Consider the following 13497-nt stretch of genomic DNA (forward strand, 5'->3'; position numbering starts at 1 on the left):
GGCGTCGGCCGTCAGTCCTTGACCTTCGACCAGCGGCACAGCCGGGCCTGCAGGCTTTCCAGGACGAAATTGGCGGTAAGGCCGAGTAACGCGAGCAGCAGGATCGCCGCAAACATCAGCGGGATCTGGAAATTGTACTGTGCGTTCATCACCTGGAAGCCGACGCCGGAATTGGCGCCAATCATCTCGGCGGCGATGAGCAGCAGCAGCGAGGTCGTGGCGCTGAGGCGCAGGCCGACGAAAATCTGCGGCAGAGAGGCCGGCAGCACGACGCGGCGGAACACGGTGAGCCGTTTGGCCCCATAGACGCGGGCCATTTCGACCAGCTTCGGATCGACCTGCTTCACGCCGCCGATCGTTGCGAGCAGGATCGGGAACAGTGTCGCCCAGAAGATGACGAAGACCTTGGAGGTCTCGCCGAGACCGAGCAGCAGGATGAAGACCGGATAGAGCGCGAGCGCCGAGGTCTGCCGGAAGAGCTGCAGCACCGGATCGAGGCTGCGCTCGATGACCCTGATCTGGCCCATGAAAAGGCCGAGCGGGATGCCGACGGCGACAGCCGCGCCGAAGGCAAAGCCCGCGCGCTGCAGGCTGATGGTGATGTCATGGGCAAAGGTGCCTACCGTGACACCATTCCACAGCGCGACGAAGATCGCATCGAGCGGCGGCAGCACCGCCGGATTGGTCCAACCGAGCGCGGGCGATATCTGCCAGAGGACGGCAAAGGCGATGAGCAGTCCATAACGCGAGATGACATTGCGCAGCAGGGTGAGCGCGTCCTTCACCGGTCCGGTCCGCCAGAACGGCGTGGCACCATAGCTCGGCAGGATGACTTGCTGTTCGGTCTCGATGGCCATGAGATATCCCCTTCTCCGGTGTCGATTATTCGGCGGCTTCGGTGTAGGCGGCGCTCCATCGGTTCTGCGGGAAAGGCAGGCCGAGATTTTCGCGAAGCGTCGTTCCCTCGTATTTCGTGCGGAACAGGCCGCGGCGCTGCAGTTCCGGGATCACGAGATCGACGAAGTCGTTGAGACCGGTCGGCAGCCAGGGCGGGAGGATGTTGAAGCCGTCGGCACCTTCATTCTCGAACCATTCCTGCAGTGTGTCGGCGATCTGGATAGCGGAGCCGACGATGGTGAAATGGCCGCGCGCGGAGGCGATCCACTGGTAGAGCTGGCGGATCGAGAAATTGTTCTCGTCGGCGATGCGGCGGATCAGTTCCTGGCGACTCTTCATTCCCTCCGTCGGCGTGACGGGTGGCAGGGGACCATCGAGGTCGAAACCCTTGAGATCGAGTTCGCCACCGGTCAGCGCGTTGATCAGCGCGAGACCGTCTTCCTCGACGATCAGGCTCGTCAGGCGCTCATATTTCTCGCGCGCCTCGGCCTCGGTCCGGCCGACGAAAGGCGAAACGCCGGGCATGATCAGGACATGGGAGGGATCGCGCCCATGACCGCGGGCGCGGTTCTTGATATCGCGGTAGAATTCCTGGGCGGTGTCGAGCTTCTGATGTGCGGTGAATATCACTTCCGCCGTGGCGGCCGCGAGGTCGCGCCCATCGTCGGATTGCCCGGCCTGGACGATCACGGGATGGCCCTGCGGCGAGCGGGAAACGTTGAGCGGACCCTCGACCTGGAAATGCTCGCCGCGGTGGTTGGTGCGATGCACCTTGCTGACATCGAAGTAGACGCCACTATCGCGGTCGCGGAGGAAGGCGTCGTCCTCGAAGCTCTCCCAGAGCTTCTTGACGACGGCGACATGTTCGGCAGCGCGGCGATAGCGCGCCGCATGCGGCAGCTGCTGGTCGCGATTGAAGTTGCGCGCCGCGGCCTCTGTCGCGGTGGTCACGACATTCCAGCCGGCGCGGCCGTCGGAGATCAGATCGAGCGAGGCGAATTTGCGGGCGACCGAATAGGGTTCCTCATAGGTCGTCGACGAAGTCGCAATGAAGCCGAGATTCTTCGTGAAAGGGGCGAGCGCAGAGAACAGCGTGACGGGCTCGAAGCCGACCACCCGTGCATTGCCACCCTCGATGCCGCCGCCGAAGGCGACCGCAAGGCCATCCGCCAGGAAGTAGGCGTCGAAGAGACCGCGCTCGGCAGTCTGCGCCAGCTCGACATGGAACTTGAAGTTCGTGGCACCATCGACCGGCTGGTCCGGGTGGCGCCAGGACGCGATGTGCTGTCCGCCGCCGGGCAGGAATGCGCCAAGCTTGATCTGTCTCGTCATCGACCCTCTCCATTTTCGTCAACCAGGCTTCGCCGGTACGGCAGCGAAACAGTGCAAGGAAGATCGCATATTGTCTATAAAATATATAGACTATTATTTTTGCAAAGTGAAGGCATTTTAGCGATGGCTTTTCCTTCAGTGCAGGAAGACGAGGAATTTTTTACCGCGGCGGGGCTGATGAACAGCGACGTCGCTCTGATCGGGCACGCCTAAACGTATGGGCTGGCTAGATTGTCGAGCCGCGCGTGAACCCCTGGCTAGCCAGAACGAGGTTGCTCGTATGGCTCTCCGATATCCGGCCTTCGACAAGATCGGCGGCGGTGAGGCGCTCGATGATGCGGCCGCTCTGCATGACCGCCAGGCGCCGGCACATATGGGTGATGACGCCGAGATCGTGACTGACCATGATGAAGGTCAGCTCGCGCTCATTGCGGATCTGCTCGAGAAGATTGAGAACTTCCGCCTGCACCGATGCGTCGAGCGCCGAAGTCGGCTCATCCAGCAAAAGGATCGAGGGTTCGACGATCAGCGCGCGTGCGATCGCCACGCGCTGCCTTTGCCCGCCCGACAGCTGGTGCGGATATCGGAAGCGAAACCCCGAGCCCAACCCGACCTCGTCGAGCGCCCGGCGGATGCGCAGCTCCTGATCGCCGATGCTATGAATAACGAGCGGCTCAAGAAGCTGGCGGTCGACGGTCTGGCGGGGATGGAGCGATCCATAGGGATCCTGGAACACCATCTGCACGCGCCGGTAAAAATCCCGGTTGCGTCGATTGGCTGCGAGCTGGGTGCCGGTGACCGTGATCTTGCCAGCGCTGACGGGAGAAAGGCCGGCAACGGCGCGCAGCAAGGTCGACTTGCCGGAACCGGATTCGCCGACGAGCCCGAAGGATTCGCCTTCACCCACGGAAAGGCTGACGTCGTCCAACGCCTTGAAGCCGCCGAAGTTGACCGAGAGGCCGTCGATTCTGATGACCTCGGTCATAGTGCCCATTCAGGTTTGCGTTCCAGCACGGGAAGCGGGTGCTGGCTCGAGCCGATCGACGGCAGGCATTTTAGCAGCCCCTGCGTGTAGGGATGGCGCGCCTTCGACAATTCCGACGCCCTCAGTTCCTCGACGATCTTGCCGGCATACATGACAATGACACGATCGCAAAAGGATGAGACGAGCCTGAGATCATGCGAGATAAGGATCAGGCCCATGCCCCGGTCGCCGACCAGGCGGTCGAGGATGCGCAGGATTTCGAGCTGGATCGTGACGTCGAGCGCCGATGTCGGCTCGTCGGCGATCAGCAGCTCCGGCTCGGAAATCAGCATCATGGCGATCATCGCACGCTGGCCCATGCCGCCCGAGACTTCATGCGCGTGGAGATCGAAGACGCGGCGCGGGTCGCTGATCTGCACGGCCTCGAGCATGGCGAGTGCCCTCTCGCGCGCCTCGGCCTTGCTGATCCTGCGGCGCGAGCGGAGCGTCTCGACGATCTGCCGGCCGATGCTCATGACCGGATTGAGGGAATAACGCGCGTCCTGCAAGATCATTGCGATGCCTTCGCCACGAAGCTGGCGCCGCATCTTCGGCGTCGCAGTGAGCAGGTCGATGCCCTCGAAGGTCAGTTCCCTGGCCGTGACCTCGGCATGCGGCGGCGTGAGGCCGATAATGGCCCGGCCGGTCTGGGACTTTCCGGAACCGCTTTCTCCGACGATACCGAGTCTCTCGCGGCCGAGTTCGAAGGATATGCCGCGCACAGCCTCCACCCGCCCGGTGCGGTTCGGAAAGGTGATCCTGAGATCGTCGACGGTAAGCAGGTTCACTGATTGCTCTCCCGCGGGTCGAGCGCATCACGCAGGCCGTCGCCGAGCAGGTTGAAACCGAGGCTGACGGTGAGAATGGCAATGCCGGGCATGGTCGCGACCCACCATTGATCGAGAATGAAGCGCCGGCCGGAGGCAATCATCGCACCCCATTCCGGCAATGGCGGCTGCGCCCCCAGCCCGAGGAAGCCAAGACCGGCCGCCGTCAGGATGATGCCCGCCATATCGAGCGTGACGCGGACAATGACCGAGGAGAGGCACATCGGCATGATATGCCGGAAGACTATGCGGAAGGGCGAGGCGCCCATCAGCCGCACGGCAGCGATGTAATCGGAGTTGCGCAAAGCGAGCGTTTCTGCGCGCGCGATACGCGCATAGGGCGGCCAGGAGGTAAGCGCCATGGCGATGACGGCATTCTCGATGCCAGGCCCCACGGCGGCGACGAAAGCCAAAGCGAGGACCAGCTTGGGGAAGGCGAGGAAGATGTCCGTGATCCGCATGAGGATCGCATCGATCCAGCCACCGGCATAGCCGGATACCGTGCCGACGACCAGTCCGACCGGCGCGGCGATGACGGCAACCAGAAGGACCACGGTCAGCGTCAGCCGCGTGCCATACATCAGGCGGGAGAGGATATCGCGGCCCTGATCATCGGTTCCGAGCAGATAGCCTTCGCTTCCCGGCGGCAGCAGCCGGGCACCGGCGAGATTGCCGATGACGGGGCTGTAGGGGGCGAGGACATTGGCGAAGGCGGCAATCAGGAGCAGCGCAATGATGATCACCAGTCCCACGACAGCCAGACGATTGGCGCAAAAGCGGGCCCAGGTCAGATAGGCCTTGCCGAGGCGCGCCTGCATCCGCGATTGAGGGCGATCGGACAAAAGCCATTCGCGTCGTGTCATGCGGCTCGAAGTCATTTCAGTCATTGGGCACGAGTCCGTGGGTCAAGCGTGCGGTAAAGAAGGTCGGATGCGAGATTGATGCCGACGAAAACCGCGCCGATCACGATCGTGCCGCCGAGAACGGCATTCATATCGGCATTCTGCAATGAATTGGTGATGTAAAGTCCGAGACCCGGCCAGGCGAAAACCGTCTCCGTCAGCACCGACCCTTCCAGGAGGCCGGCATAAGACAGCGCAATCACCGTGATCAACGGCACGGCGGCGTTGCGGAGCGCATGGCCCCAGACGATCCGCGCTTCCGAGAGCCCCCTGGCCCGCGCGGCAACGATATATTCCTGGCCGAGTTCGTTCAGCATGAAATTCCGGGTCATGCGGCTGATATAGGCCAGCGAGAAATAGCCGAGCAGGCAGGCGGGCAGGATGATGTGGCGGAACACATCCCGGAAGACGTCCCATTGCCCCTGCCAGGCGCTGTCGATGAGATAGAAGCCCGTGATCGGCGTGAAGCTATATTCGTGGACGATATCGATGCGTCCGGGAAACGCCACCCATCTCAGTTGCGCGTAGAAGAAGACGAGAGACAGCAGGCCGAGCCAGTAGATTGGGACAGAATAGCCGACGAGACCGACGATGCGGACGATCTGGTCGACGAGCGATCCGCGCTTGACGGCTGCGAGGACGCCGAAGGGAATTCCGATCGCCGCGCCGATCAGCGTGCCCAGCGTCGCGAGTTCGATCGTGGCGGGGAAGACGCGGCCAATATCCTTCATGACCGGATTGGTCGTCAGGACGGACACGCCGAAATCGCCGGTCGCGGCCGCCTTCACATAGTGGAAGAACTGTTGATAGAGCGGCAGATTGAGGCCCATCTCCTCGCGCGTCCGCTCCACCACGCTGGCCGGCGCGCGGTCGCCGAGCACCGCCAGCACGGGATCAATCGGTATGACCCGCCCGATGAAGAAGGTGACGGCGAGCAGGCCGAGATAGGTCGTCACCACAATGACCAGAAAGCGCAGGATCGAAAGCGACATGCTGCCGGCGCCAGGACGCTTGCGCTGGGCTGGAGGTGGTATCTCGACAATGGTCAACCGGCGGCCTCCAGGTCAGTTCTTCCAAACGCGGTCGACGAAGTTCGTGTCGAAGCTCGGACCGAGTTTGAGGCCATTGACGTTGCGGCGAAGGCCGGCGACTTCCGTCTTCTGATAGATGACGATGAAAGGGCCGGTGCTCAGCACGGTATTCTGCAATTGCCGGTAGGTTTCAGCGCGCTTGGCAGGATCCTTTTCGACAAGCGCGTCCGCGGTCGTCTTCGTGAGGTCCGGAACATCCCAGGCATTGCGCCAGGCAAGCGTCTTGCTCTTGGTTGCGTCGGAATTGTCCGGGTTCGACGTGAAGGTCTCGGCGTTGGAATGCGGATCGAAGTAATCCATGCCCCAATCGCCGATATACATGTCGTGATTGCGCGCCCGGTATTTCGTGAGCGTCTGCTTGCCGTCGCCGGGGATGATTTCCAGCGTGATGCCGGCCTGGGCCAGCGTCTGCTGGAAGGATTCGGCAATGCCCGTCACCGGCTGTGTGTTGCGTGTGTCCATGGTCACGGTGAAGCCATCGGCCAGCCCGGCCTTTGCCAGCAGTTCCTTGGCCTTGGCGACATCCAGCTTATAGGGATTTTCATCGAGTTCGCCGAGAACGCCCTTCGGCAGGAAGGTCTGGTGGATCTCGCCGATGCCACGGATCAGGGTCGTGCCTATCGCGTCATAATCGACGAGATATTTGAACGCCTCGCGGACTTCCGGCTTGGCGAGATTCGCATTCTTCTGGTTGAGGCTGATGTAATAGACAGTCGCCTTTGTGGCGCGGGTGGTGGCGAGATCCGGATTGTTCTTGATGGCATCGAGATCGCCCGGCTCGAGATTGCGGGCGACATCGATATCCCCGGCCTCGAGCGCCAGCCGCTGACCTGAGCTTTCCTTCATATGGCGATAGATGACGCGGGCCAGCTTCGGCTTCTCACCATAGTAATTGTCGTTGCGTTCCATGACGACGATCTCGTTGGCGCGCCATTCCCGCAGCTTGAAAGGACCGGAGCCGGCAAAGCCGGTCTTCAGCCAGGCATTGCCGAAATCATTGTCATATTTGTAGGTGTCGGATGGCGTGACGGCTGCGACATGCTCGAGCGCAAGCTTCTTGTCGACCACGGAGGCGACGGTCGCCGTGAGGCAGTTGAGCACGAAGCTCGGCGAATAGGCCTTGTCGACGGTGAAAACGAATGTCGTATCGTCGATCGCCTTCGCCTTCTCGGTGACATTGTCGCCATCGAGGCCGAACTGGGTCAGTATGAAAGCCGGGCTCTTGTCGAGCTTGACGGCACGCTCGAACGACCAGGAGACATCCTCGGCGGTGACCGGATTGCCCGACGCGAATTTCACGCCGGGCTTGAGCTTGAACGTATAGGTCAGGCCATCGTCGGAGACGGTCCAGCTTTCGGCAAGGTCACCCTTGACCTTGGACGTGTCGGTCATATCGAGCCGGACGAGCAGGCTATAGGTGTTGGCGGTTATCTCGGCGGTCGAGAGCTCGAAGGCTTCGCCCGGATCCATCGAGATGATGTCATCCATCGCAAAGGCCTCGACCAGCGTATCGGCCGGGGTCTCGGCATGGGCGGGGCCATTCGCCGCGAGAAGAACGCCAAACGCAGCGGCAGTGGCAAAGATTCGCAAACGTCGATTCAATATCTCGATCATCATCCACGTTCCCCTGTCGACCCTTTGCGGGTCGTTGTTTTTGGAGTTCCGGCGGCCCTGTCATCCCATGGATGCGCGGCTGTCTTTCCGGAAACTTCGGACAGACTATTCAGTACCGGCCCGTTCGACAATCTAATATTATGATTCAGGGAATCGCAACCAGGTCTGGTTGAGGAGGGCGTTCAGGCGTGAACGCACGTCTGTGCGGCACACGCGACTTCAGGCTGATTCCACAGGGTGTCGCTGTCAGCGCCGGCGCAGGCCGTCAACGAAGATCTCGACCATGCGGAGCGCTCCCGGCTGCCAGTCGGGCGTGCCCTGGGCGTAGAAGATGCCGATCAATGTGCGCCACAGATCCTCGGCAGGTACGTCGTCGCGGATCTCGCCGGATTGCACCGCCTTGTCAAGAAGGAGCCTGATCGCGCCCAGCATGCGTTCGTAGGTATAGGCCTTCAGCTCGGAAGAGCCGTGCGCGGCAAGTTGCAGCGCCTCGATCATGCCTCGCTTGGCGGCAACCAGCCGGACATTGGCCAGAAGCCAGGTCTTGAGTGCTCCGACGGGTTGCTGCTCCTTCACGAGCTGTTCGGCCAGATCGCCCAACAGGTCCACTTCGTGACGATAGACAGCCTCGAACAGTGCCTCGCGCGTCGGGAAATGTCGGTAGAGGGTGCCGATTCCGACGCCGGCCTGGCGGGCGACCGCTTCAAGGCTTGCTTGAGAGCCGCCGGCTGAAAAGACGCTGGCAGCCGCATTGAGCAGCAGCTCGCGATTCCGGATGGAATCGGCCCGCAGTTTCCTCGGTGTTGCGCTCGTTTTCTGTTCCATCAGACTAATATAGGGCCTGCCTCTTGATAAACGGAGGGTGCCTCCGTATATTGTTTTCTGCGTCCGGGCTTCCGAGGAAGTCCCGGCGGTGCTTCAGCGGGCCGCCACCCGCATTCTGCCAATCTGCCGCCGAGCGCGGTTCGATCCTTACATCAATATCCCTGCATGGAGTACCCCAATGTCACTCTCCATCAGCCTCACCATCAATGGTGAGCCGCGCGCCATCGCGCTCGACGATCCCCGTATAACGCTTCTCGATCTCCTCCGCGACAGGCTGGACCTGACCGGAACGAAGAAGGGCTGCGACCGCGGCCAATGCGGCGCCTGCACCGTCCTGATCGATGGACGGCGAATCAATTCCTGTCTCACGCTGGCCGCCAGCCTCGACGGTGCTGTGATCACCACCATCGAGGGATTGGCCAAGAACGAGGCGCTTCATCCCGTCCAGACCGCCTTCATCGAGTGCGACGGCCTTCAATGCGGCTACTGCACACCCGGCCAGATCATGAGTGCAGTCGGACTGATAGCCGAGGGTCGTGCCGGCGACGATCCTGAACGCATCCGCGAACTGATGAGCGGCAATATCTGTCGATGCGGTGCCTATCAGGGCATCACGGAAGCGGTGGCAATGGCGCAGAAGAGCATGGGCGAAGAAAAGCGGAGGAATGCGGCATGAACCGGTTCGACTTCATTCGCCCGACCTCCATCGCGGAGGCGATCGCCGCGGCAAGCGTCCCGGGTTCCGCCTATCTCGCCGCCGGTACCAACCAGCTCGACCTGATGAAGATCGGCGTCTCCCGACCGGATCGTCTGATCGACATATCGCGCCTGCCCGATCTCGACCGCGTCGACTGGCTAGAGGACGGCAGCGTGCGGATCGGCACCCTGGTTCGCAATGCGAATCTCGCCTACGACGACCGCTTTGCCGCGACCTTTCCGGCGGTCGCCGAGGCGCTGCTATCCGGCGCGTCCGCCCAGCTGCGCAATGCCGCCACCGTCGGCGGCAACCTCATGCAGCGCACGCGCTGCGCCTATTTCCAGGACACGGCCAGCGCCTGCAATCGCCGGGCGCCCGGCTCGGGCTGCGACGCCAAGGATGGCGAAAACAGGCTGCATGCGGTGCTCGGCTGGAGCGATCACTGTATCGCGACCCATCCGTCCGATTTCTGCGTTCCGCTGACGGCACTCGATGCCGTGGTGGAGGTGGAAGGCCCGGACGGCCGGCGCGAAATTCCCGTCGATGCCCTGCATCGGCTGCCGGGAGAGACCCCCGAGAAAGAAACCAGCCTCTCCCCCGGCGAACTCGTCGTCGCCCTCCGCATCCCAGCGGCGGGCGGCGTCTTCGCCCGCAATTCCCGCTACCTCAAGCTCCGCGAACGCACCTCCTATGCCTTCGCCGTCGTTTCCGCCGCTGCCATGCTCGAAATCGAGGATGGTACGATCGTGCGCGCGGGCCTTGCCCTCGGCGCCGTGGCGCCGAAGCCCTGGCGCGCCCGTGAAGCGGAGGCGTTCCTCGTGGGCAAGCCGGCCTGCGCGGAGACTTTCGCCGAGGCAGCACGGCTGGCCCTCGCGGACGCCCGTCCATCGGGGGACAATGCCTTCAAGATCGAGCTCGCGCGCCGCATCCTGTCGCGCGCGCTCATCCTAGCAGCCGAGGGGACGCCGGCGACCATGCCGGCGTTGCCCGGCTCACCCTTCTCGACAATTCCGGGAGATCGCCATGTCGCCTGAAGCCATTCCTCTCCGTAGCGCCCGCTACGGTTCGAACGCCGGCCAGCCCTTGACCCGACGCGACGGCGTCCTGAAAGTCACGGGCCGCGCGACCTATGCCGCCGACAACAAGCCCGAAGGCCTGCTCTATGCCTTCATGGCCGTGAGCAAGATTGCCCGCGGCCGCGTGACGTCTCTCGATGTCGAGGCCGCAAAGGCGCATCCGGGCGTGGTGGACGTGCTGACACCAGCCAACCGGCCGCCGCTGTTCCACAATCCGGATGAGAAGATGCCGCCCTTCGGCTTCCGCGTCGAAGTGCTACAGGACAACCGTGTCCGCTACGTCCACCAGCCGATCGCCATGGTCATTGCGGAGTCCCTGGAGGCCGCTGCCGAAGGCGCTGCCCTGCTCGATCCGCATTATGAAATTGAACCCGCCAGAACCAGCCGGACCACCGGCGAACTCTATGATCCCAAAGGCATTGGCATCGGCGCACCGCCGCGAACGGCCTTTGGCGACATCGAGGACGGCTTCGGCCGTGCGACGCGGATCGTCGAAGCCGAATACACCACGCCTGCGCAATATCACAATGCCATGGAGCCGCATGCCGTCGTGGCCGAATGGGATGGCGACCGGGTGATGCTCGACATGCCGAACCAGGCGCTCGCCTTGAGCTGCGCCTCCTACGCCGCCTATTTCGGCATACCCGTGGAGAATGTGACGATCCGCTCGCCCTTCCTCGGTGGTGGCTTCGGCTCCAAGGCCATCCTCAACGGCCCGCAGATCCTCGCCATTCTCGCGGCCCGAATGTTGAAGCGGCCCGTGAAACTGGCGCTGTCCCGCAGCCAGATGTACGGCCCGGTGGGCCATCGCGGCAGCACCTGGCAGAAGTTGCGGCTCGGCATGGATGACGAAGGGCGCCTGACCACGCTTCATCATCAGGCGGTCGCCTCAACCTCTTCATTCGACGACTTCATCGAACCCGCCGCCAATGCCTCACTGCCGCTCTATGCAAGCCCCGCGATCCTTGTCGAACACAAGGGTCTCAGGCTCGACATCGGAACGCCCGGCCCGATGCGGGCGCCCGGCGTAGCCAGTGGTTCGGCGGCTCTCGAAGTCGCGATGGACGAAGCCGCAGAGGCCTGCTGCATGGATCCGCTCGCCTTCCGCCTCGCCAACTACGCCGAGACCGAGCCGGGCAGCGGCAAGCCCTTCTCCTCCAAATCGCTGCGGGAATGTTATGCCGAGGGCGCCAGCCGCTTCGGCTGGTCCAAGCGACCGCTCGCGCCGCGCCAGATGCGCGATGAGAACGGCTTCCTGGTCGGCTGGGGCATGGGCACGGCCGTGTTCCACTGTCCGCATTTCCCGGCCGAAGCCCGCGCGACCCTGCGCGCCGATGGGACCGCTTTGGTGGAAACGTCAGGGGCCGACATGGGTCAGGGAGCCTGGACCGCGCTCGCCCAGATCGCGGCCGAGGCGCTCGGCCTCGATCCGGATCAGGTCGAGTTCCATTCCGGCCTGTCTACCCTGCCCGATGCCGGCATTGCCGGCGGTTCCGGCCATACGGCAAGTGCCGGTCTGGCGCTCAACAATGCCGGCAAGGATGTCATCGCGCAGCTTTCCGACCTCGCCACCAACGATCCGTCGTCGCCGCTCTATGGTGCCGGCAATGTCGGCGTGGTGGCGCGGGGTGGCTGGCTCCATCGTCGGGACGACGAAGGACGCAGCGAAAGCTACACTGATATCCTCGCCCGCGCCGGCAGAGCGGAATTGATCGGCACAGCCAAGGCCGCCCGTGACCCGGCGGTAGCGGCCGCCCATGCCATGTACTCCCATGGCGCCGTCTTCGCCGAAGTGAAGATCGACCCTGATCTCGGCCAGATCCGGACCACGCGTCTGGTCGGTTCCTTTGCCGCCGGCCGCATCATCAATCCGCGCCTGGTCCGCAGCCAGTATTTCGGCGGCATGATCTGGGGCGTTTCGTTTGCCCTGCATGAAGAGGCGATCGCAGACCGCCGGTCGGGTCGGATCATGAACGCCGACCTTGCCGAGTACCACGTGCCCGTCAATGCCGACATACCGCCGCTCGAGGCCTTGCTCATTCCGGAGGACGACCCCTATGTCAATCCGATCGGGGTGAAGGGCGTCGGCGAGATCGGCATTACCGGAACCGTGGGAGCGATCGCCAATGCCGTCTGGCATGCGACGGGAAAACGGGTGCGGCAATTCCCAATCCGGCTTGAGCACGTGTTGGACGGTCTTTGAGATCCGGGCGAAGTCGGTCAGGAACTCCGAAAGCCCGACCTACTTCGAAATCGATGCAGACAGCAGCATCGCCGGTACCGAGGGGTCGTCGGCGTCGGTGACCAGCAGCAGATCGAGTCGATCGCCGTCCTGCCGGGCACTGATGCCCTCAACCTTGTAGGGCCGCTCAAGTCGCTGCAAGGCGCCGAGATGTCCCCTATTGTCGACGATCCCGATGGCCGCCCCGACGCAGGGGCCGTCGCGGTAGGGGTCGTCAGTGTCTTCCGCGACAGCGCAGAACACCATGTCACCGCTGGGCAAGGCCGATGCGTCGGTGAAGCACAAGGGGACGTCGTCGATCGAACCAAGATCGAGCCGATCGATGGCTGTTGGCGCGATGATATCGGCGCACGCGCTGCGCATGGCGTCGAGAACGGGGGAAAGCGGGTAGCGGATGATCGCATTATCGGGGCGGCTGCCGTTGCCACGCTGGAACAGGCGCAATTCATCGCCGACAATCACCGCGCCCTCGATGTTGAGTTCGGCAAACGCATCGTGAAGTGGCCCGAGAATGGGTGACATATCCAGCGCATGCGGCGAACCGCGCATCGCGCCAACCGAGTCAAGGCCGAGAATAGCCCCGCGTCTGCGGTTCGGCCTCGATCCCGATCCGAGAGCCAGCAGGGCGCCATGCGGAAAATCCGCAAAAGCCGGAACGAGGGCGAGGGCTTCGAGGTCCGGCTTCTGCCGCTTTCGCTCAACCTTGTCGTCGGGCAACGCGCCATCGAACAGGCGGATCAGATGGCCGGGCGCAAGTCCGGAAGAGGAAAACACACCCAGGTGAAGTTCGTCATCGGCCACGACGTAGGCCGTTGAGCCGACGCATATGAGTCCGCTGGCAGCGCTCAAATGGGAAGGCTTCGTGCCGCGAGCGTCGGCAGAGATCTCGAGTTTGCGTATTTCTGTGAGGGCGATCATCGCCGGTGTTCTATCAGGCTGAATTGCCGGCCTCCAGCTTTGTTGCGCTAAG

12 protein-coding genes are annotated in these 13497 nt (G+C 63.1%); 3 read left to right on the forward strand and 9 right to left on the reverse strand.

Features of this window, described 5'->3' with window-relative positions; genetic code table 11:
* Positions 1-11 precede the first annotated feature (11 nt).
* The 8 genes from AC2YI2_RS23955 to AC2YI2_RS23990 form a co-directional block, all read right to left on the reverse strand.
* Entirely contained in the window at positions 12-857 is an 846-nt protein-coding gene (locus tag AC2YI2_RS23955; RefSeq protein WP_487389023.1) for an ABC transporter permease, read from the reverse strand.
* A gap of 25 nt (positions 858-882) precedes the next feature.
* Positions 883-2229 carry an LLM class flavin-dependent oxidoreductase gene (locus AC2YI2_RS23960; protein WP_487389024.1) on the reverse strand — a complete coding sequence of 449 codons (1347 nt, stop codon included), beginning with the start codon at positions 2227-2229 and terminating at the stop codon, positions 883-885.
* 226 nt (positions 2230-2455) lie between these two features.
* Positions 2456-3214 (reverse strand): ABC transporter ATP-binding protein, encoded by a 759-nt coding sequence (locus AC2YI2_RS23965; RefSeq protein WP_487389088.1) that lies wholly within the window; start codon positions 3212-3214, stop codon positions 2456-2458.
* A complete protein-coding gene (locus AC2YI2_RS23970; protein WP_487389025.1) occupies positions 3211-4041 on the reverse strand; it encodes an ABC transporter ATP-binding protein in 831 nt (276 codons plus the stop codon). The genes AC2YI2_RS23965 and AC2YI2_RS23970 overlap by 4 nt, the downstream gene beginning before the upstream one ends.
* A complete protein-coding gene (locus AC2YI2_RS23975; RefSeq protein ID WP_487389026.1) occupies positions 4038-4967 on the reverse strand; it encodes an ABC transporter permease in 930 nt (309 codons plus the stop codon). The genes AC2YI2_RS23970 and AC2YI2_RS23975 overlap by 4 nt, the downstream gene beginning before the upstream one ends.
* The gene (locus AC2YI2_RS23980) at positions 4964-5974 is read right to left on the reverse strand and encodes an ABC transporter permease (RefSeq protein WP_487389089.1); all 1011 of its coding nucleotides are present in this window, start codon (positions 5972-5974) and stop codon (positions 4964-4966) included. Before AC2YI2_RS23980 ends, AC2YI2_RS23975 begins: the two co-directional genes overlap by 4 nt.
* A 72-nt stretch (positions 5975-6046) precedes the next feature.
* Positions 6047-7687: an ABC transporter substrate-binding protein gene (locus tag AC2YI2_RS23985; RefSeq protein ID WP_487389027.1), complete on the reverse strand. Its 1641-nt coding sequence runs from the start codon at positions 7685-7687 to the stop codon at positions 6047-6049.
* A 246-nt stretch (positions 7688-7933) separates the two neighbouring features.
* On the reverse strand, positions 7934-8512 hold the full coding sequence (locus AC2YI2_RS23990) for a TetR/AcrR family transcriptional regulator (RefSeq protein WP_487389028.1): 579 nt from the start codon (positions 8510-8512) through the stop codon (positions 7934-7936).
* A gap of 178 nt (positions 8513-8690) precedes the next feature.
* Between AC2YI2_RS23990 and AC2YI2_RS23995 the strand changes: the two genes are divergently transcribed.
* The 3 genes from AC2YI2_RS23995 to AC2YI2_RS24005 are packed head-to-tail and all read left to right on the forward strand — an operon-like array spanning position 8691 to position 12488.
* Positions 8691-9188, forward strand: coding sequence for a (2Fe-2S)-binding protein (locus AC2YI2_RS23995; RefSeq protein ID WP_487389029.1), 498 nt, complete (start codon positions 8691-8693; stop codon positions 9186-9188).
* Positions 9185-10243, forward strand: coding sequence for an FAD binding domain-containing protein (locus AC2YI2_RS24000; RefSeq protein WP_487389030.1), 1059 nt, complete (start codon positions 9185-9187; stop codon positions 10241-10243). The genes AC2YI2_RS23995 and AC2YI2_RS24000 overlap by 4 nt, the downstream gene beginning before the upstream one ends.
* The gene (locus AC2YI2_RS24005; protein WP_487389031.1) at positions 10233-12488 is read left to right on the forward strand and encodes a xanthine dehydrogenase family protein molybdopterin-binding subunit; all 2256 of its coding nucleotides are present in this window, start codon (positions 10233-10235) and stop codon (positions 12486-12488) included. The genes AC2YI2_RS24000 and AC2YI2_RS24005 overlap by 11 nt, the downstream gene beginning before the upstream one ends.
* Before the next feature lie 39 nt (positions 12489-12527).
* On the opposite strand, the gene AC2YI2_RS24010 is transcribed toward AC2YI2_RS24005, so the two are convergent.
* The gene (locus AC2YI2_RS24010; protein WP_487389032.1) at positions 12528-13445 is read right to left on the reverse strand and encodes a DUF6929 family protein; all 918 of its coding nucleotides are present in this window, start codon (positions 13443-13445) and stop codon (positions 12528-12530) included.
* Between the last annotated feature and the right edge of the window lie 52 nt (positions 13446-13497).

The sequence above is a fragment of the Rhizobium sp. SRI_017 genome, assembly GCF_057586295.1.

Coding starts and splice junctions, on each gene's coding strand:
- AC2YI2_RS23975 (WP_487389026.1), bottom strand. CDS start 4,967: ATGACTGAAATGACTTCGAGCCGCATGACACGACGCGAATGGCTTTTG.
- AC2YI2_RS23980 (WP_487389089.1), bottom strand. CDS start 5,974: ATGTCGCTTTCGATCCTGCGCTTTCTGGTCATTGTGGTGACGACCTAT.
- AC2YI2_RS23965 (WP_487389088.1), bottom strand. CDS start 3,214: ATGACCGAGGTCATCAGAATCGACGGCCTCTCGGTCAACTTCGGCGGC.
- AC2YI2_RS23985 (WP_487389027.1), bottom strand. CDS start 7,687: ATGATCGAGATATTGAATCGACGTTTGCGAATCTTTGCCACTGCCGCT.
- AC2YI2_RS24010 (WP_487389032.1), bottom strand. CDS start 13,445: ATGATCGCCCTCACAGAAATACGCAAACTCGAGATCTCTGCCGACGCT.
- AC2YI2_RS23960 (WP_487389024.1), bottom strand. CDS start 2,229: ATGACGAGACAGATCAAGCTTGGCGCATTCCTGCCCGGCGGCGGACAG.
- AC2YI2_RS23995 (WP_487389029.1), top strand. CDS start 8,691: ATGTCACTCTCCATCAGCCTCACCATCAATGGTGAGCCGCGCGCCATC.
- AC2YI2_RS23990 (WP_487389028.1), bottom strand. CDS start 8,512: ATGGAACAGAAAACGAGCGCAACACCGAGGAAACTGCGGGCCGATTCC.
- AC2YI2_RS24005 (WP_487389031.1), top strand. CDS start 10,233: ATGTCGCCTGAAGCCATTCCTCTCCGTAGCGCCCGCTACGGTTCGAAC.
- AC2YI2_RS24000 (WP_487389030.1), top strand. CDS start 9,185: ATGAACCGGTTCGACTTCATTCGCCCGACCTCCATCGCGGAGGCGATC.
- AC2YI2_RS23955 (WP_487389023.1), bottom strand. CDS start 857: ATGGCCATCGAGACCGAACAGCAAGTCATCCTGCCGAGCTATGGTGCC.